This window comes from Streptomyces sp. CB01635, assembly GCF_002803065.1.
GTDB lineage: Bacteria > Actinomycetota > Actinomycetes > Streptomycetales > Streptomycetaceae > Streptomyces.
The window spans coordinates 279,620-299,205 of sequence record NZ_NNBL01000002.1 but is presented as its reverse complement, the minus strand read 5'-3'; the positions used below and the strand labels follow the sequence as shown (position 1 = coordinate 299,205).

General features: G+C 69.9%; 15 protein-coding genes. 9 read left to right on the top strand and 6 right to left on the bottom strand.

Annotated elements, in window-relative coordinates; translation table 11 throughout:
* Positions 1–63 precede the first annotated feature (63 nt).
* The 5 genes from CG723_RS05400 (at position 64) to CG723_RS05380 (ending at position 6,812) form a co-directional block, all read left to right on the top strand.
* Complete coding sequence (locus tag CG723_RS05400; protein WP_100592575.1) at positions 64–918, top strand: ABC transporter permease; 855 nt, start codon at positions 64–66, stop codon at positions 916–918.
* The gene (locus CG723_RS05395) at positions 915–1,823 is read left to right on the top strand and encodes a carbohydrate ABC transporter permease (RefSeq protein WP_100592071.1); all 909 of its coding nucleotides are present in this window, start codon (positions 915–917) and stop codon (positions 1,821–1,823) included. The genes CG723_RS05400 and CG723_RS05395 overlap by 4 nt, the downstream gene beginning before the upstream one ends.
* Positions 1,824–1,872: 49 nt before the next feature.
* Positions 1,873–3,510, top strand: coding sequence for a sugar ABC transporter substrate-binding protein (locus CG723_RS05390; RefSeq protein WP_100592070.1), 1,638 nt, complete (start codon positions 1,873–1,875; stop codon positions 3,508–3,510).
* A gap of 73 nt (positions 3,511–3,583) precedes the next feature.
* Positions 3,584–4,630: a LacI family DNA-binding transcriptional regulator gene (locus CG723_RS05385; RefSeq protein WP_100592069.1), complete on the top strand. Its 1,047-nt coding sequence runs from the start codon at positions 3,584–3,586 to the stop codon at positions 4,628–4,630.
* Between the two features lie 427 nt (positions 4,631–5,057).
* Complete coding sequence (locus CG723_RS05380) at positions 5,058–6,812, top strand: NAD+ synthase (protein ID WP_100592068.1); 1,755 nt, start codon at positions 5,058–5,060, stop codon at positions 6,810–6,812.
* A gap of 57 nt (positions 6,813–6,869) precedes the next feature.
* Here the strand turns inward: CG723_RS05380 and CG723_RS05375 are convergent, their stop codons facing one another.
* The 4 genes from CG723_RS05375 to CG723_RS05360 all read right to left on the bottom strand — a co-directional run bounded on the left by CG723_RS05375 (position 6,870) and on the right by CG723_RS05360 (position 11,790).
* On the bottom strand, positions 6,870–8,129 hold the full coding sequence (locus CG723_RS05375; protein WP_100592067.1) for an MFS transporter: 1,260 nt from the start codon (positions 8,127–8,129) through the stop codon (positions 6,870–6,872).
* A gap of 150 nt (positions 8,130–8,279) precedes the next feature.
* Positions 8,280–9,311, bottom strand: a complete 1,032-nt coding sequence (locus tag CG723_RS05370) for an endonuclease/exonuclease/phosphatase family protein (RefSeq protein WP_100592066.1) — start codon at positions 9,309–9,311, stop codon at positions 8,280–8,282.
* Between the two features lie 198 nt (positions 9,312–9,509).
* A complete protein-coding gene (locus tag CG723_RS05365) occupies positions 9,510–10,118 on the bottom strand; it encodes a TetR/AcrR family transcriptional regulator (RefSeq protein WP_100592065.1) in 609 nt (202 codons plus the stop codon).
* Between the two features lie 79 nt (positions 10,119–10,197).
* Positions 10,198–11,790, bottom strand: coding sequence for an MFS transporter (locus tag CG723_RS05360; protein WP_100592064.1), 1,593 nt, complete (start codon positions 11,788–11,790; stop codon positions 10,198–10,200).
* Between the two features lie 205 nt (positions 11,791–11,995).
* Between CG723_RS05360 and panB the strand changes: the two genes are divergently transcribed.
* The 3 genes from panB to CG723_RS05345 all read left to right on the top strand — a co-directional run bounded on the left by panB (position 11,996) and on the right by CG723_RS05345 (position 14,924).
* Entirely contained in the window at positions 11,996–12,871 is an 876-nt protein-coding gene (panB, locus tag CG723_RS05355) for a 3-methyl-2-oxobutanoate hydroxymethyltransferase (protein WP_100592063.1), read from the top strand.
* Positions 12,872–13,062: 191 nt separating this feature from the next.
* A complete protein-coding gene (locus CG723_RS05350; protein WP_100592062.1) occupies positions 13,063–14,103 on the top strand; it encodes an ATP-binding cassette domain-containing protein in 1,041 nt (346 codons plus the stop codon).
* Positions 14,100–14,924: an ABC transporter permease gene (locus CG723_RS05345; RefSeq protein ID WP_100592061.1), complete on the top strand. Its 825-nt coding sequence runs from the start codon at positions 14,100–14,102 to the stop codon at positions 14,922–14,924. Before CG723_RS05350 ends, CG723_RS05345 begins: the two co-directional genes overlap by 4 nt.
* A gap of 20 nt (positions 14,925–14,944) precedes the next feature.
* On the opposite strand, the gene CG723_RS05340 is transcribed toward CG723_RS05345, so the two are convergent.
* Positions 14,945–18,322, bottom strand: coding sequence for a BTAD domain-containing putative transcriptional regulator (locus tag CG723_RS05340; protein ID WP_100592060.1), 3,378 nt, complete (start codon positions 18,320–18,322; stop codon positions 14,945–14,947).
* 249 nt (positions 18,323–18,571) lie between these two features.
* Between CG723_RS05340 and CG723_RS05335 the strand changes: the two genes are divergently transcribed.
* Positions 18,572–19,372 carry a site-2 protease family protein gene (locus tag CG723_RS05335; RefSeq protein ID WP_100592059.1) on the top strand — a complete coding sequence of 267 codons (801 nt, stop codon included), beginning with the start codon at positions 18,572–18,574 and terminating at the stop codon, positions 19,370–19,372.
* Here CG723_RS05335 and CG723_RS05330 read toward each other — a convergent pair.
* Positions 19,362–19,559, bottom strand: coding sequence for a hypothetical protein (locus tag CG723_RS05330; RefSeq protein ID WP_100592058.1), 198 nt, complete (start codon positions 19,557–19,559; stop codon positions 19,362–19,364). The genes CG723_RS05335 and CG723_RS05330 overlap by 11 nt on opposite strands.
* Positions 19,560–19,586: the final 27 nt, after the last annotated feature.

Sequence of the window (19,586 nt, the reverse complement as noted above, 5' to 3'; positions counted from 1 at the left end):
CGCAAACTCAGGCAGGACGGCTTCGGGAAACGGTTTCGGAGCAGCCGCACCTTCCTGCTGCTCATGGTCCCGGGCCTGGCCTACTTCCTGCTGTTCCACTACGGCGCCTTCGTCGGCAACGCCGTGGCGTTCAAGGAGTACGTCCCGTTCGACGGCCTCTGGGCGAGCCCTTGGGTGGGCTTCGAGAACTTCACCCGGATGTTCGGCGACGCCGACTTCTGGCACGCGACGTGGAACACCTTCTACATAGCGGTGCTCCAGCTGACGTTCTTCTTCCCCATCCCCCTGGCCATCGCCCTGCTCCTGCACAGCCTGACGTCGGACTTCCTGCGCCGCTTCGTGCAGTCGGTGGTCTATCTGCCGCACTTCCTGTCCTGGGTGATCGTGGTGGCGCTGTTCCAGCAAGTCCTGTCCGACACAGGCTTGTTGAACTCGTTCCTGGGCGACTCGGGGATCCACACGGTCGACATCATCGGCAACCCGGACGCGTACCGTCCGCTGGTGGTGGCCGAGGTGGTCTGGAAGGACGCCGGCTGGGGCACGATCATCTTCCTCGCGGCGCTGATGCAGGTCGACGAGCAGCAGTACGAGGCGGCGGCGATCGACGGCGCGGGCCCCTGGCGCCGCTTCTGGCACGTCACGCTGCCGTCCATCCGCCCGATCATCGTGCTGCTCCTGATCATGCGGCTCGGCGACATCCTGTCGGTCGGCTTCGAACAGATGCTGCTCCAGCGCCAGTCGGTGGGCCCGGAGGTGGGCGAGGTCCTGGACACCTTCGTGTTCTGGCAGGGAATCGTCGGCGGGGACACCGGATACGCGGCAGCGGCGGGCCTGTTCAAGGGCGTGGTGGGCGCGGTGCTCGTCTTCACGGCGAACCGGGTGGCGCACAAGCTGGGCGAACAGGGGATCTACAAATGACCACAACCACGCACCCCAAGACCCCCACGCGTCCGGCGTGGAAGGAAAACCCCAGACCCGCCACCCAGGCAGCCAAAGCGGTCGCGATATCAGTCGTCCTGGCCCTGGTCCTGATCCCGTTCCTGGTGATCATCTCCACGTCACTGGCCTCGAACAAAGAGGTAGTGGCCAACGGCGGCTGGGTCCTGTGGCCCACGGACCCAACCCTGCGGGCGTATCGCAACATCCTCAGCGGCGGGATAGTCACCAAGGCGCTGGGCGTAAGCATCGGCGTAACGCTGACAGGCACCCTGGCGTCCCTGGCATGCACATCATTCCTGGCCTACGCACTCAGCCGCCCAGGAGTCCTGGGAGGCAAACCGGTCCTCCTCGTCATCCTCTTCACGTTCCTCTTCCCCCCTGGCATGATCCCGGCGTTCCTCCTGGTCAAGGGCCTGGGCCTGCAGAACATGTACGCGGCCCTGATAGCCCCCGTCCTGATCAACGTCTTCAACCTGGTGGTCCTGCGGGGCTTCTTCCAGGGAATACCGGAGGAGCTGTACGAGGCGGCGCGCCTGGACGGGGCGGGCGACTGGACGGTGTTCTGGCGGATCGTGCTCCCGCTGTCCAAGGCGGCCCTCGCGGTGGTCGGCCTGTTCTACGCGGTGAGCTACTGGAACGCCTGGTTCAACGCCTCGATCTACCTGGAGTCCGACCACTGGCCGCTCTCCCAGGTCCTGCGCACCTATGTGATCGGCGGCGCGCAGATCAGCGACACGGGTCTCAGTGAGGCCGGCATGGTCTCGGCCCCGCAGACGACGCAGATGGCGGTCCTGGTGATCGCCACCGTCCCGATCCTCCTCGTCTACCCGTTCCTCCAGAAGTACTTCACCAAGGGCGTGCTCACCGGCGCCGTCAAAAGCTAGCCAGCTGCCCACCTTTCCCGAAGGGTCCACTCACGTGTCCGGTTCCTCGATGTCGCGTCGCACCCTGCTGCGTTCCATAGCCGTCGGCGGCGCCGCCCTGGCCGCCCCGTCCTTCCTCACCGCCTGTTCCACCGACTCGGGTGGCGGCGGCTCGGTCTCCAACGCGGGTAAGAAGGCGGCCGCGTGGCCGACGTACACCCCCGCCACCGGCGCGAAGCCGGACCTGGCGGCCACCGCGGAGGGCGTCCAGGCGGGCTACACCACCTACCCCGCGAAGCTGGTCAAGGCCGTCGCGGAGAAGCCCGGCACGGGCAAGGAGAAGATCAAGGTCCTCTCCATCACCTACGGCACACCCCCGAAGCCGGCGGCGCAGAACAAGCTGTGGGCGGCGATCAACGAAGCGCTGGGCGTGGACGTCGAGTTCACCGTGGTCCCGGACGCGGACTTCCGCACGAAGATGGCGACGCTGTTCGCGGGCGACGACCTGCCGGACATCATCAACATCGGCGGCGGCTACGTCCTGCCGCGCGAGGCGCAGTTCGTGAAGTCCCGCTGCGAGGACCTCACCGAGTACCTGTCGGGCGACGCGGTGAAGGACTACCCGAACCTGGCGGGCATCCCGACGTACGCCTGGCAGGGCATGGGCCGGATCTCGGGCCGGATCTTCGGAGTCCCGGTGGAGCGCCCGAAGCCGCAGGACACGATGTACTTCAACGGCCAGGCGTTCACGAAGGCGGGCTACAAGCCTGGCATGTCCGCCGACGACTTCACAGCAATGGCGAAGGAAGCAACAACAGCCAAGAAGTGGGCCCTGGGCGCCTCGTCAACCGCGTACTTCGGCTTCAAGACGCACGCCACGTGGCACGGGGCGCCGAACCAGTGGCGCATCAAGGACAACAAGGCGACGTTCTTCGCGAGCACGGACGAGTTCAAGACCACGCTCGAGTTCATGTCGAACCTGCGCAAGGCCGGCGTGTACTACCCGGAGGCGACATCCGTCTCGCAGGTGGACCTGAAGACGCAGTTCTGGAACGGCACGGTCCTCTCCATGACGGACGGCTTCCTCTCCTACCCCGGCTCGGCGCAAGGCATCAAGAACGCCTTCGACCTGGACGCACTGGTCCCCTACACCCCCAAAGACACCACACCGGGCTACCAGCAGTCGCAGGGCATCTTCGGCTACACGGTGATCAAGAAAGCATCGAAGGACCGCGTGAAGATGATGCTGCGGATCCTCGACTACCTGGCTTCGCCGTTCGGCACCGAGGAGTACGAGCTGGTCCACTTCGGCCTGGAGGGAACGCACTTCAAGCGGGACAAGGACAACAACCCGATCGCGACTCCCCTCGGCCTCGTCGAGTCGAAGGTGAACCTGCCGTTCGTGTACCTGAGCGACGCACCGCAGGTCCTGTACGCGCCGGGCTACGGGGACATCATCGAACGCCTCCACGCGTGGCAGCAGAAGGTGATCCCGATGATGGTGCCGAACGACCGCTGGGGTCTGCAGTCGGACACGTACAACAAGCAGGGCGCGACGCTCGACCAGATCATCAGCGACGGCGTGACGGCCACGGTCACCGGCCGCCGGAAGGTCTCCGACTGGGACGCCGTGTACAAGAAGTGGCTCAACCAGGGCGGACAGCAGGCGCTGGAGGAATTCGCCAAGGAGTACGAGGCGGCGCACTGAACGTATGGCATCGTCCATGATGGTCCGGGGCGGCATCGCCCGCCCCGGACAGGCGAGTTGAGGAGAGACAACAGTGGGTGAGCGGGTCACCATCCGTGATGTGGCCGCGCGCGCGGGCGTCTCGGTCGCGACTGTTTCGCGGGTCCTGGCGGGCAACTACCCGACGTCGGCGGCCTCGCGCGCCAAGGTCCAAAGAGCGGTCAAGGACCTGGACTACGTGGTCAACGCGCACGCCCGAGCCCTCGCCGGCGCCGGACGCAAGACGATCGCGGTCCTGATGTTCGACGTGGTCAGCTCGTTCTACGCGGCTGTGGCGCAGGGCGTGGAGATGGAAGCGGCCCAGCACAACAGACTCACCCTGGTCTGCTCGACGGGCGGCGACCCGGCCCGCGAACTGGCGCTGGTCCAGATGATGCGGGAACAGGCGGCGGAGGCCGTGGTCCTGGTGGGCGGGGTCATCGAGGACGACGAGTACCGCGAGCGAATGGCGCACTACGCGGAAGCACTCGCGGCGGCGGGCTCGCGCCTGGTCCTGTGCGGCAGACCGGCACCGGCACCCGACGTGCCCGCACTCGTGGTGGAGTACGACAACGGCGCGGGCGCACACGCGATAACGAGCCACCTCCTGGGCGCCGGCCACCGGAAGATCGCGATGATCGGATACCAGCCGGGCAACACCACGGGCGAGGCCCGGGTAACGGGCTACCTCAGAGCCCTGAACGACCACGGCGTCCCCCGCTCGGACGCGATCCTGCACGGCATCGGCTTCGGCCAGCACCACGGCTACGAGGCAATGCGCGACCTGCTGGACAAGTGCAACGGCAAGCCGGACTTCACGGCTGTCTTCGCGGGCGACGACCGCGTGGCAGCAGCGGCGATCCGCGCACTGGCGGAGGCGGGCCTACGGGTCCCCGAGGACATCTCGGTGGTCGGCTACAACGACGACCCGGTGGCAGCAGACATCACCCCCGGCCTCACCACGGTGCACATCCCGGCAGCGGAAATGGGCCGCACGGCCGTAAGACTGGCCCTGACAGGCACGTCCCGCCCGGGCCAGCAACGCCACCTCCTGGGCACGCACATAGTGATCAGAGACAGCGTCCGCCCCCACCGCCACTGAGCGCCGTACGAGACCTGACCGAAGACAGGTAGTCCCACCGGGCATTCGGCCGCGTACGAAACTTGGCCGGAGACAGCGAAGTCCCACCGGCCGTGAGACGCCGACGAAACGGGAGGGGACGTGGGGGCATGTGCGCGCGCAGCCACCAGCACCACGCACAGGCAATCAGCCGGCTGACGTGCACCCGTAGAACAGCGAGCACGTACATGCCCCCGCGGCCCCGCACCCAAAAACGCACCTGACGAGCCCACACCGAGCCCGCACCCAAAAACGCACCTGCCTAGCCCACACCCGAAATCGCACCGAGCCCGCACCCGACAACACAACGCCCGACGACAGCCGGCACCCGAGGACCGAGCGAGACCCACCCCCCTCCACTCCCCGGTCCGAGAGGACATCGCGTCAGTCAGACGATTAAACTGACCCCGTGCCTCAACTACGTCTCGCCCTGAATCAGATCGACTCGACCGTCGGAGATCTCGCCGGGAACGCCGAGGCGATCATCCGCTGGACCAAGCACTCCGCCGAACAGGGAGCGCACCTGGTCGCGTTCCCCGAGATGGTCCTGACCGGCTACCCGGTCGAGGACCTCGCCCTGCGCGAGTCCTTCGTCGAGGCATCCCGCCAGGGACTGACGGCCCTGGCCAGGCGCCTCGCCGACGAGGGCCACGGCGACCTCCCCGTGATCGTCGGCTATCTGGACCGCTCGGAGAAGGCCCAGCCCAAGTACGGCCAGCCCGCAGGCGCCCCCCAGAACGCCGCCGCGGTCCTGCACAACGGCCGGGTCGCCCTGACGTTCGCCAAGCACCACCTCCCGAACTACGGCGTCTTCGACGAGTTCCGCTACTTCGTGCCGGGCGACACGATGCCCGTGATCCGCGTACGCGGAATCGACGTGGCGCTCGCCATCTGCGAAGACCTCTGGCAGGACGGCGGCCGCGTCCCGGCCACCCGAAGCGCCGGCGCCGGCCTCCTGATCTCGATCAACGCGTCGCCGTACGAGCAGAACAAGGACGACACGCGCCTGGACCTGGTGCGCAAGCGCGCCCAGGAGGCGGGCTGCACGCTGGCGTACGTCGCCACCATCGGCGGCCAGGACGAGCTCGTCTTCGACGGCGACTCGATCGTGGTGGACGCCGCGGGCGAAGTGGTGGCCAGGGCACCCCAGTTCGCGGAGGGTTGCGTGGTCCTGGACCTGGACCTCCCGGCGGCGAAGCCGGAGGCTCCGACGGGGACGGTCGACGACGGCCTGCGCATCGACCACCTGACGATCTCCGAGGATCACGTCCCGGCGTACGAGCCGGAGCTGACGGGCGGCTACGCGGACCGCCTGGACGACGACGAGGAGGTCTACTCGGCGCTGGTCGTGGGCCTGCGCGCCTACGCCGCGAAGAACGGCTTCCGCTCGGTACTGATCGGCCTGTCGGGCGGCATCGACTCGGCGCTGACGGCGGCGATCGCGTGCGACGCGCTGGGCGCACAGAACGTGTACGGCATCGCGATGCCGTCGAAGTACTCCTCGGACCACTCGAAGGGCGACGCGGCGGAGCTGGCAGACCGAACGGGCCTCAACTTCCGTACGGTGCCGATCGAGCCGATGTTCGACGCATACATGGGGTCGCTGGGCCTGACGGGCCTCGCGGAGGAGAACCTCCAGTCGAGGCTGCGCGGCACGATGCTGATGGCGGTGTCCAACCAGGAGGGCCACATCGTGCTCGCGCCGGGCAACAAGTCCGAGCTGGCGGTGGGCTATTCGACGCTGTACGGCGACTCGGTCGGCGCGTACGGCCCGATCAAGGACGTGTACAAGACGTCGGTCTTCCGGCTGGCCGAGTGGCGCAACCGGGCGGCGGCGGAGCGCGGTCAGACTCCCCCGATCCCGGAGAACTCGATCACGAAGCCGCCGAGCGCGGAGCTGCGCCCGGACCAGGTGGACACGGACTCGCTGCCGGACTACCCGGTGCTGGACGCGATCCTGGAGCTGTACGTGGACCGGGACAGGGGCGCGGACGCGATCGTGGCGGCCGGGTTCGACGCGGACCTGGTGACAAGGACGCTGCGGATGGTGGACACGGCGGAGTACAAGAGGCGCCAGTACCCGCCGGGCACGAAGATCTCGGCAAAGGGGTTCGGCAAGGACCGCCGCCTGCCGATCACGAACAGGTGGCGGGAGTCGGCGTAGCAGTCACAGCCCCTGAACCCCAAGCCCAAGCCCAAGCCCCGGAGCCCACCCGTCACATCACCGACGACGAGTGGGCTCCCCCGCGTCCTGAGCCGGCGAAACGGCATCGGGCAGATGTGAGGCCACGAGGAGCCCGTGCCCCGTCGCGGCGGAAGGGGCAGCGCCCCGGGACCGACGCAGGTCGACCCCATAGGCAACCCCGGCCACCCCGATCCCGAGGACGGCGAGCGCGGCCCCGGCGACCGCAGGGGACGTAAGCCCGAACCCGGCGGCGAGGGCGAGCCCGCCGATCCAGGCGCCGCCGGCGTTGGCGAGGTTGAAGGCGGCCTGGTTGGCGGAGGAGGCGAGGGAGGGCGCGGCCGAGGCCTTCTCCATGACCATGAGCTGAAGCGGGGACCCGGTGGTGAAGGCAGCCATACCGAGCAGCACGACGGCGACCCCGGCACTCCACTCGGCCCGCATCAGCACAGGGAACAGCGCAAGCACCACAACGAGCGAGACGAGCCCTCCGAACAGAGTCCCGCGCAGGGAGCGATCGGCAAGCCGCCCACCGAGCAGATTCCCGGCGGTGGCGCCGACGCCGAACAGGGCGAGGAGCAGCGTGACGCTCGCCTCGGCGAACCCGGCGGTGCCGGTGAGCATCGGCGTGACATAGCTGTACGCGGCGAAGAGCGCGCCGAACCCGGCGACGGTGGTGCCGAGGGAGAGCCACACGGGCAGGGAGCCGAGCGCCTTGAGCTCACCGCGCAGCCCGCCGCTCTCGCCGTGGCCGTGGTCGGCGGGGACGAGGAGCAGGAGTGCGGTTATCGCGGCGAGCCCGATGGCGCTGACGGCGAGGAACGTGGCGCGCCAGCCGAGCTGCTGGCCCATGAGCGTGGCGATGGGGACGCCGATGACGTTGGCGACGGTGAGGCCGAGGAACATCAGGGACACCGAGCGGGCCTTGCGCTCGGGCGCGACGAGCGAGGTGGCCACGACGGCGCCGACGCCGAAGAAGGCGCCGTGCGGCAGCCCGCTGACGAAGCGCGCGGCCATGAGCAGGTGATAGTCGGGCGCGGCGGCGGACACGGCGTTGCCGGCGACGAAGAGCACCATGAGCCCGACGAGGACGCGTCGGCGGGGCATGCGCGCGGTGAGGGCGGCCAGGAGCGGGGCGCCGATGACGACGCCGAGGGCGTACGCGGAGACGAGGTGGCCGGCGGAGGGGATGGAGATGTGCAGATCGTCGGCGACGTTGGGCAGGAGGCCCATCATCACGAACTCGGTGGTGCCGATGCCGAAGGCGCCCACGGCGAGGGCGAGCAGGGCCAGGGGCATGAAAAGGGGACCTTCCACGGGAAGACGGGCGGGAGACGCGGGAATTCGTAAGTTTACGCGCGGAACAAACTCTCCCGTGCCAAGTATTCCGTGAGGTGAGGCCCCGGTTTCCACCGAGTCAACAACGGGTGTGGGGAGCGAACGCCGACGTCAGGACCGGGTGAGATCAACCTTCGCCGCGATCGGCAGGTGATCGCTGCCGGTCTCGGGCAGCGTCCACGATGTGACCGGCTCGACACCCTTGACCATGATCTGGTCGATACGGGCCATGGGGAACGAGGCCGGCCAGCTGAACCCGAACCCACTGCCGGCGGCACCCTGCGTGGACCGCATCTGGGACGTCACGCCGTTCAGCGCACGGTCGTTCATCGTGCCGTTGAGGTCGCCCAGCAGGATGACCTTGTCGAGCGTCTCGTCGGAGATGGCCTCGCCGAGCGCGTCGGCGGAGGTGTCGCGCTGGCTGGCGGTGAATCCGGCGTGCATCTTGACCCGGACCGACGGCAGGTGCGCGACGAACACGGCGACATCGCCCTGGGGCGTGGCGACGGTGGTGCGCATGGCGCGCGTCCAGCCGAGCTGGATGTCGACGGGCCGCGTCCCGCTCAGCGGGTACTTGCTCCACAGCCCGACGGTTCCGGCGACGGAGTGGTACGGATACGTCTTCGCGAGCGCCTTCCCGTAGACGGGAACGGCGTCGGCCGTCAGCTCCTCCAGGGCGACGACCTGCGCCCCGGAGGCGGCGATGGCGTCGGCGGTGCCGGTCGGGTCGGGGTTCTCCGCGTTGACGTTGTGCGTGGCGACGGTCAGGTCGCCGCCGCCGGCGGTCTTGTCGGTGAGGAGCCCGCCGAAGAGGTTGAGCCAGACGATGGCCGGGACCAGGACCGCGATCAGGGCCGTCGCGGATTTCCGTACGACGGCCAGGACGAGCAGGACGGGCACGAACACGCCGAGCCAGGGAAGGAAGGTCTCGGTGAGGGAGCCCAGGTTTCCGAGGGTGTTGGGGATCTGCGCGTGGAAGAGCATGACGAGCGCGACCAGAACGGCCAGTACCGCGAGGACCACCCCGCGGCGCCAGATCCCCCGGTCACCGCGCCAACCGCCGGTCAGGCGGCGCAGCGGGTCTCCGGAAGGCCGGTGCCCCGAGCCGCCGCCACCCGTTTCCGTCCTGAACCCCTGCGCCATACCGTCGTCGCCTCACTGCCCTGCCGTGCACACCGACCTCGCCCTGAAACCCTAGGGGATGATCGGCGCCCTCCTCGCCGTCCACGACGGCCGTACGGGCACGAGGACGAGCGCAGTGGCGCCCGGGGTTCCGGTTCGGCGGCACGCATGGGGCCTCTGTGACGAAACGCGCACATTCAGTCCGGTGGCCCCGCAGCTTCAGTCCTGTGGCCGCAGCCCGGCGAGTGCGCAGTCGACGATCTGCTCGGAGAGGTCGTCGGCGAGCGGCGCGTCGGGCCGGATGATCGTGCGCAGCAGCATCGGCCCGACGATGAAGTCGTTGATGAGCTCAATGTCGACGTCGGCGCGCAGCTCACCGTTCTCGACGCCGCGCCGCAGCACGTCGAACATGACGCGGCGGCGCGGCTCGATCACGGTGTCGTGGTACGCGTCCCAGAGCTTCGGCAGGCTCTTCATCTGCGCGAAGACGTTGTGCAGCAGGGCCGAGGAGCGCAGGGAGACGCCGCGCCTGCGCAGGTGCTCCAGGAGGCTGATCAGGTCGTCGCGCACCGAGGTGCCCGGCAGCTCGGGATCGGGCTCCTCCATGATGCGCAGGACCTCGACGAAGAGCTCCTCCTTGCCGGACCAGCGCCGGTAGATGGTCGCTTTGCCGACGCCGGCGGTGCGGGCGATCCGCTCGATGGACAGGTCGGTGAGCGGGACGCCGTCCTCGATCAGCTTGAGGACGCCCTCGACGATGGCCCGCTCGACGGCCTCGCTGCGCGGGCGCCCCCGCACCGCGCGCCCCGCATCCACGTCCACGACCACTCCGCCTCTCCGCCTTCCCGCAGCCTTGCGTACCGGCGATTGTCTCAGCCGGTCACTGGCCTGCCCCGACGGGTGCAGGTCAGCGACCCGCCCCGACGGTCTCCTCCGTGCTCTCCTCGGCCGGGGTCCGCGGCGGGCGCCCCGGCAGGAACAGGATGGTGACGACGGCGCTGACCAGCGCGATACCGGCCCCGCACATGGCGGTCACGTGCATGGCGTGCAGGAAGGAGTCGTTGGCCGCGCCGACCAGCGCGTCGCCGCGCGGGCCGAGCTTCGCCGCCACGCCGATGGTGGCCTCGATGGACTCGCCCGCCGTGTGCCGCAGCCCGGCGGGCAGCAGGCCGAGCTTGTCCTCGATGCCGCTGCGGTACGCGGTGGACAGCACGGAACCGAGTACGGCGATGCCCAGGGCGCCGCCGACCTGCCGGAACGTGTTGCTCAGCGCGGACGCGGAGCCCGCCTTCTCGCGCGGCAGGGCCTGCATGATGACGACGCTGGTGGGGGTCATGACGTGCGCCATGCCCATACCCATGAGGAAGAAGATGACTTCCAGGATCCAGATGGGAGTGTCCGCGTCGAGGATCGCGAACGCGGCGAGCATCGCGGCGAGAATCACCAGGCCGCCGGTCGTCGTGGCGCGCACTCCGAAGCGGTCGACGACGAGCCGGGCACGCGGCGCGAAGATCAGCTGGGCGGCGGCGAGCGGCAGCATCAGGAGGCCGGTCTGCAGCGGCGAGTAGCCGCGCACGCTCTGGGTGTAGAAGACCGAGAAGAAGGTGACGCCCATCAGCGCGAAGAAGACGAGCGCGATGGCGGCGATCGCCGCGGAGAACACCTTGTTCTTGAAGTACGTGATGTCGATCGACGGGTGGTCGCTGCGCTTCTCGTACAGGACGAAGCCGACGAGGACGACGAGTCCGGCCGCGATGGTCAGCAGGACCGCCGGGTCCGTGAAGTCGGCGAGCTGGCCGCCCTTGATGATGCCGTAGACGAGCAGGACGAGGCCGACGACGGAGAGGGCGACGCCCACCAGGTCGATACGGCCGGGCTTCGGGTCGCGGGAGTCCGGCACGAGAGCCAGCATCAGGACGACCGCGATGATCACGATCGGCACGTTGACCAGGAAGACCGAGCCCCACCAGAAGTGGTCGAGGAGCAGGCCGCCGGTGATGGGGCCGATCGCGATGGCGATGCCGACGCCGCCCGCCCAGATGCCGATGGCCTTGGGCTGCTCGTCCCGCTCGAAGACATTCATGAGGATGGCCAGCGTCGCCGGCATCACGAAGGCGGCGCCGATGCCCATGATCGCCCGGAAGATGATGAGCTGGACCGGCGAGCCGGACTCGGCGGCGAGGGCGGAGCCGAGACCGAAGACGACGAGGCCGAAGACCAGCACCTTCTTGCGCCCGAGCCGGTCACCGAGCAGACCCGCGGTGAAGAGAAGTCCGGCGAAGACCAGCGTGTAGGCGTTGATCGCCCACTCCAGCTCGCCCTGCGTGGCTCCGAGGCCCACGGGGGGCGGGGTCGAGATCGTCTTGATCGCGACGTTCAGGATGGAGTTGTCGAGCACGACTATCAGCAGGCTGAGCATCAGCACGCCGAGGATCGCCCATCGGCGGCGGTGCACAGCCTCCGGTATGCGCGGCGATTCGGGAACGGCAGGAGTGGTCATGGGACTCACCCTAGGACAGTTTCGATACGAGACCGTCTCGTATTGGAATCCTTAAGAAGACTTTACGAACCCGACGGCCGACCCGCTCACGGGGTGACCCGATCGGCGGGCACCCCCCTAGCCATTCCTCGGCACGCGGTGCCACCATGGAGGGGATCCGGGGACGCCGTAAGGGTGCCTCGAGACAACAGAAGGAGCCGTTGCGATGACGCAGCTTTCGGCTGCCCAGAACAACCCCGACAGCAGCAACAGCGGCAGCAAGGCGCTGTACGGGGGCAAGAGCAACCGGCGCATCACGGTGCGCGACATCACGCTCGCCAAGGAACGCGGCGAGAAGTGGCCCATGCTCACGGCCTACGACGCGATGACCGCGTCCGTCTTCGACGAGGCCGGCATCCCCGTCATGCTCGTCGGCGACTCCGCCGGCAACTGTCACCTCGGGTACGAGACCACCGTGCCCGTCACCCTCGACGAGATGACGATGCTCTCGGCCGCCGTCGTACGGGGCACCAAGCGCGCCCTCATCGTCGGTGACCTCCCCTTCGGCTCGTACCAGGAGGGCCCCGTACAGGCCCTGCGGTCCGCGACGCGCCTGGTCAAGGAGGCCGGGGTCGGCGCCGTGAAGCTGGAGGGCGGCGAGCGCTCGCTGGCCCAGACCGAGCTGCTCGTGCAGTCCGGCATCCCGGTCATGTCCCACCTGGGCCTCACCCCGCAGTCCGTGAACACCATGGGGTACCGCGTCCAGGGCCGCGGCGACGAGGACGCGCACCGACTGCTGCGTGACGCCAAGGCCGCCCAGGACGCCGGCGCCTTCGCCGTCGTCCTCGAACTGGTCCCGGCCGAACTGGCCGCCGAGGTCACCCGGTCCCTGAACATCCCGACCGTCGGCATCGGCGCGGGCGCCGAGTGCGACGCACAGGTCCTCGTGTGGACCGACATGCTCGGCCTCACCGGCGGCAAGATGCCGCGCTTCGTGAAGCAGTACGCGGATCTGCGCGGCGTCATGGGCGAGGCGGCGAAGGCGTTCGCACAGGACGTGGTCGGCGGAACGTTCCCCCAGGAGGAGCACTCGGTCCACTGACCCGGACCACCACCTGAACCAAAGTGGCACCACAGCGGCTCGCCGATCTTCCCCCGTCGGCGGGCTGCTGCCGTTCCGCCGCCCTTCCGTACCGCCCTACTGCCCGTCTGTCGCCGTTCTGTAGGTGCCATACACGGGGCTGTCGGCCGCCTGTCGGTGGATTGTCGGTGGCACCTGGCACCTTGTACGTCATGACGCGAATCGACAAGAAGACCTCACACAGTGACGTCGGCGGCCGGACGGCCTCCGTCACCGTGCGGGGGCTGGTCAAGCACTACGGCGAGACCAAGGCGCTGGACGGCGTGGACCTGGACGTGCACGAGGGCACGGTCATGGGCGTGCTCGGTCCGAACGGCGCCGGCAAGACCACGCTCGTCCGCTGCCTGTCCACCCTCATCACCCCCGACTCGGGCTCCGCCTTCGTCGCCGGGTACGACGTGGCGAAGCAGCCCCGGCAGCTGCGCCGCGTAATAGGCCTCACCGGCCAGTACGCCGCGGTCGACGAGAAGCTCTCCGGCCGCGAGAACCTGTACATGATCGGCCGCCTCCTCGACCTGTCCCGCAAGGAGTCCCGCTCCCGCGCCGACGCGCTCCTGGAGCGGTTCTCCCTCACCGAGGCCGCCACGCGCCCGGCGAAGACGTACTCCGGCGGCATGCGCCGCAGGCTCGACCTCGCCGCGTCGATGATCGGCAGCCCGGCCGTCCTCTACCTGGACGAGCCGACTACCGGCCTCGACCCCCGCACGCGCAACGAGGTGTGGGCCGAGGTCAGGCGCATGGTCAACGACGGCGTCACGGTGCTCCTCACCACCCAGTACATGGAGGAGGCCGAGCAGCTCGCCAACGAGCTGACGGTCATCGACCGCGGGAAGGTCATCGCGGGCGGCGCCATCGACGAGCTCAAGGCGAAGGTCGGCGGCCGCACCCTGCGCATCCGCCCGGCCGACCCGCTGGAGCTGCGCCCGCTGGCCGCCGCCCTCGACGACATGGGCCTCACGGGCCTCGCCACGTCGACCGTGGACACCGAGGCCGGCACCGTCCTGGTCCCGATCCTCAGCGACGAGCAGCTCACCGCCGTGGTCGGCGCGGTCACCGCGCGCGGCATCACGATCGGCTCGATCGCCACCGAACTGCCCAGTCTGGACGAGGTGTTCCTGTCCATCACCGGCCAGAAGGCCAGTGCCCCGCAGGACGACACCCGTACCTCCGAGCTCGAAGGGGCCGCCGTATGAGCGCCACCACGCTGACGCCTCCCCTGAATCTCGAGGCCGACTCGCGCATCTCCCTGCGCTCCCACATCCGTCACACCGGCGCGCTCGTCCGCCGCAATCTGCTGTGGATCCGCCAGGACCCGGAGTCGATGTTCGACGCGGTCCTGATGCCGATCGTCTTCACGCTCCTGTTCGTGTATGTCTTCGGCGGCTCCATCGGCCAGGCGCTCGGCGGCGGCCAGGACCAGTACGTGCAGTACGTGGTCCCGGGCATGATGGCGATGATGAGCATGAACATCGCCATGGCGGTGGGCACGGGGTTCAACCAGGACTTCCAGAACGGCATCATGGACCGGTTCCGGACCCTGCCGATCGGTCAGGGCTCGGTCCTCTTCGCCAAGATCGTGGTGGAGCTGATGCGGCTCCTCATCGCGACGACGATCATGATGATCGTCGGCCTTCTGGTGGGCTTCGACATCACGAACTGGCCCGGCCTGTTCGCCGCCGTGGGCCTCACCGCCCTCTTCGGCACGTCCATCATGTGGATCTTCCTCGTGCTCGGCGTCGTGATGAAGAGCGCCCAGGCCGTGCAGGGCATGGGCTTCCTGGTCCTGATGCCGCTGCAGTTCGGTTCGTCGATCTTCGCGCCGACGCAGTCGATGCCGGGCTGGCTCCAGGCCTTCACCGACTACAACCCGCTCTCCTCGCTCGCGGACTCCGCGCGCGGCCTGATGGTGGGCGGCCCGGTGGCGCACGACGTGTGGGTGACGGTGATCTGGTCCGCGGTCCTCACGCTCGTGATGGCTCCGATCGCGATCCACAAGTTCCGTACCAAGAACTGACGTTCACCCGGACAGGTAGTTCAACCGCGTTCGCGTCCCAGTAGGGCGGCGGCCTCGTCGAGAGACAGGTCGCCGCCTTCGGCGTACGCGGCCTCGTACGCACGGTCGCCGATGACCTCACGGATCGCGGCCTCGGCGGACGTGTGGGCGTCGCGCTCCAGGTAGGACCGCACGTGCCGGGACGGAAGCTGTCCGTCGGCGGCGCCCACGAGGCGGGCGGCGTCGCGGGCGGCGGCCGGGTCCCCGCTCAGGCTCAGGGCGCAGGCGCCGGTCACCAGATGCATGGCGGGCATGTGCGGGGCGATCACCAGGGCCAGCGGATCGGTCGCCAGCTCCAGGGCCTCGACGACGCCGGCGAGGGCTTCCTCCGCGAGGCCGTCCTCCGAGTCGAGCCAGGCCTTCATCCCGACGACGAAGCCCCGGAAGACGACGAAGCTCATCGCCTTGAACTCGTCCTGGAGGAGCCGCAGTTGCTCACGCGCCTCGGCCACACGGCCGGTGGCTCCGTACCGTCCGGCCAGGAACATGCGGGCGGCGGGCCAGGCCTCGTTCGCGTGGCGCTTGCCGGGGTCGAGGATGCCGCGCAGCAGTTCCTCGCCGCGCTCGCCGTCACCGACCTCGATGAGGGCCTGCCCGAGCCGCGCGTTCAGGATGGCCACCTGCGCCTGCGCGCCGAGGCGTTCGGCGCCCTCGATGGCGGCGGCGTAGTCCTCGGCCGCCGCGGCGTACGCGCCGCTGCGCTCATGGGCCTCGCCGCGCGCGGACAGCGCCTCGGCGACGCCCCACCGGTCGCCGAGCCGGGTGAACAGTTCGAGGGACTCGTCCGCGTCCCGGACCGCGTCGCCCGCCCAGTCGCTGCGGTTGGCGAGGATGTTGGCCCGCAGCTGGAGGGTGAGGGCGAGCTCCCAGGTGTAGCCGAGTTCGCGGCAGGTCCGCACCGTGACGTCGGCGAGGTCCCACAGCGCCTCCATGTCGCCGCTCATCATCACCGCGTAGAACCAGAGGTTGCCCGGCGGGCGGCAGGTCTGCGGGAGGCCCGGGCGGTACGCCTGCGCGATCGCGCGCAGCTTCGCGCCGCCCTCCTCGGTCTGCCAGGTCTCCATCTCCATGTCCATGTAGGCGAGACGGAGCAGGTGCACCCCGCGCCGCGCCTCCACGAGGAGTTCGGGGCCGAACGGCGGCGGGGCGTCGGTGCAGCGCTCGTAGAGCGGGGGCGCCGGGGCGGCGGGCGGGGCGAACGGGTCGGGGCCGAGCGCGGTGGCCTCGCGCGACCAGTTGCGGGCGTCGACACGCAGGTCGCGCATCTGCCAGAACCAGGCCAGCGAGAGCACCAGGGAGAGCGTCTCCTGCTCGTCCCGCGCGGCGACGGCGTGCCGCAGGGCGGTGCGCAGGTTCTCGTATTCGCGTTCCAGGCGGGCGACGGCGGCGCGCTGACCGTGACCGCGCAGCTGCGGGTCGGTGGTGCGGGCCAGTTCGCGGTAGTACGTGAGGTGCGCGCGCTCGGCGTCCGCCCGGTCACCGGCCTCGTCGAGCCGGTCACCCGCGTACTCGGCGACGGTCTCCAGGAGGCGGTAGCGCATGGCGCCGGCCTGGTCGCGGCCCTCGCCGTCGGCGCCGTCCCCGTAGTCCCCGCAATCTCCGTGGTCTCCGTGGTCTTCGTGGTCAGCCTCGCCGCCGCCCCAAGGGGCCGCCACGACAAGGGACTTGTCCACGAGCGAGCCGATCGCGTCGAGGGCGCCTGGGCCGCACACCGCCTCGGCGGCGGCGAGGTCGCAGCCGCCGCTGAAGACCGACAGCCGGCGCAGGACGGTCCGCTCCTCCTCGTCGAGGAGGTCCCAGGACCAGTCGACGACGGCCCGCAGCGTCTGCTGGCGGGGCAGGACGGTGCGGGCGCCCGAGGTGAGCAGGCGGAAGCGGTCGTCGAGGCGGTCGGCGATCTGGCGAGGCGTGAGCATGCGCAGCCGGGCGGCGGCGAGCTCGATGGCGAGGGGCAGCCCGTCGAGGCGCCGGCAGATCTCGGCCGCGGCCCGCTCGTCGTCCTCGACCCGGAACCCGGGCCGCACGGCGGCGCCCCGCTCGCCGAACAGACGCAGGGCGAAAGGCTCCGGCAGCGGCTCCACCGGGTGCAGCAACTCGCCCGGTACGCCCAGGGGTTCGCGGCTCGTGGCGAGAACCGTCACGCCGGGGCACTGGCTGAGCAGCTGCTCGGCGAGGCGGGCGGCGGCCTCGATCACGTGCTCGCAGTTGTCGAGGATCAGCAGCATGCGGCGGTGCGCGCAGTGCTCGGTGAGGCGTACGAGCGGGTCCTCGCCGTGCCGGTCGGACGCGACCCGCAGCTCCTCGGCGCCGGCGCCGCGCAGCACGGTCTCGCGGGCCCCGAGCGCCGTGACGACGGCCTCCGGGACGGCGTCCGGGTCCTCGATGGGCGCGAGCTCGGCCAGCCATACACCGTCCGGCAGATCCATGCTCTCGGCGGTCTCCTGGGACAGCCGGGTCTTTCCGGCGCCGCCAGGCCCCAGCAGCGTCACGAGCCGCACCCGCCCGAGGTCCTCACGAATCGCCCCGATGTCGCCGGCGCGCCCCACGAAGGAGGTGAGCCGGGCGCGGAGGTTGCCTGTGTGCGCGGGTGCCCTGACCGGGGTGGTGGGTCTTTCGGCGGAGGCGGTGGGCGCGGAGGCGCGCGGCGTCAGCAGGTCGGCGTGCAGTGCGCGCAGTTCCGGGCCCGGGTCCGTTCCCAGCCGCTCCGCGAGCTCGACCCGTACCCGCTCGTAGGCCGCCAGCGCCTCGGCGGTGCGGCCCGCGTCGCGCAGGGCGCGCAGCCGCAGCGCCTGGAGCGGCTCGTCGAGCGGATGCGCGTCGCACAGCGCGGTCAGTTCGGGCAGTACGGACTCGGCCCTGCCCAGCGCGAGCGAAGCGGAGAGCCGTGTGCGCCGGGATTCGAGGTGGAGCGCCTCCCAGCGGGCGGCGTCCGCCGAGCGGTCCGGCAGATCGGCCAGCGCGGGGCCGCGCCACAGGGAGAGCGCGTCGTCGAGGACGGCCACCGACTTGCCGGGGTCGCCATCGGCCAGCGCCTGTACGCCGTCCCTCACGAGCCGCTCGAAGCGGAACAGGTCGATGTCCTCGGAGGTGGCGGACAGCCGGTAGCCGCCGTCGAGCGAGTGCACCGCGTCGGCGCCGATCGCCCTGCGCAGCCGGCCCACGAGCGCCTGGAGCGCGCCGGACGCGTCCGCGGGCGGATCGGCGCCCCAGACCTCGTCGGTGAGCACCTGCGGAGGGACGGTACGGCCGGGGCGCAGCGCGAGCACGGTCAGCAGGGCACGCAGGCGCGCCCCGCCTACGGGGACGGCCGTGCCGTCGTCGCGGAGTGCCTGCGTGGAGCCGAGAATGCGGTAGCGCACCGGCCCATTGTCCCCAAACCGGCCGCCGGCCCGCGCCCGGGTTTCGGTGGGAGGGCGATCCGGGGTGTGGAGCAGATCTTTCGGCGGCGGGCAGACATCCGTCAGGGCGGGGGCAACGGGCGCGTTCTCGCCGGTGTCGCGGAACCCGCGGCCTGCCCCGGGACGTTCCCCCCACACCGCACCACCGATACGGTCAGCCCGTCGCCCCAGCACCGCACCAGGCCGCACGCACCCCGGGAGCCCTCCTCCATGACCACCGTCGCCACCCGTCGCAGCGATCGCAGGATCAGCCCCGTCTTCCTCGGTATCGCCGCCGTCACCGCCGTCGCCGGCTGGGCGGTGTGGACGGACTTCGCCGCGCAGCCCGGCATCGCCGTCTTCCTGTTCGTGACGGGCGCCTGGATCGTCTCGCTCTGTCTGCACGAGTACGCCCACGCGCGCACGGCCCTGCACAGCGGCGACATCTCCATCGGCGCGAAGGGCTATCTGACCCTGAACCCGCTCAAGTACACGCACGCCCTGCTCAGCATCGTGCTGCCCGTCATCTTCGTGATCATGGGCGGGATCGGTCTGCCCGGCGGCGCCGTCTTCATCGAGCGGGGCCGGATCCGGGGCCGCTGGCGGCACAGCCTCATCTCGGCGGCGGGCCCGCTGACCAACGTCCTGTTCGCCGTCGTGTGCACGGCGCCGTTCTGGCTGGACGCGCTGAACGGGGTGCCGGACACGTTCCGCTACGCACTCGGGTTCCTGGCCCTGCTCCAGGTGACCGCGGCGATCCTGAACTTCCTGCCGGTCCCGGGCCTGGACGGCTACGGCGTCATCGAGCCGTGGCTGTCCCAGAGCTTCCGGCGGCAGGTGGAGCCGTTCGCTCCGTTCGGGCTGCTCGCCGTGTTCGGCATCCTGTGGATCCCGGAGGTGAACCACGTGTTCTTCGACGCCATCGACGCGATTCTGCGCTCCCTCGGTGTCACCGAGTGGGACACCTACTGGGGTCAGGAGTTCTACCGCTTCTGGCAGGGCACCCCTGAGATCCCCATCGTCACGCAGTAGGCGCGACCGCCGCGTTCGCCTGCTTCTCGGCCTTGGCCCGGCGTGCGTAGTACCAGGCCATGTTCGAGGTGAGGCCCGCGAGCAGGACCCAGACGATGCCGAGCAGGCTGCCCTGCACGAAGGCGACCACGGCTGCGGCCGTCGAGAGGACGCAGACGACTAGGGCGTACAGAGCGAGGCGGGGCATGGGGGTCGGCTCCTGTCGGACGGAGAG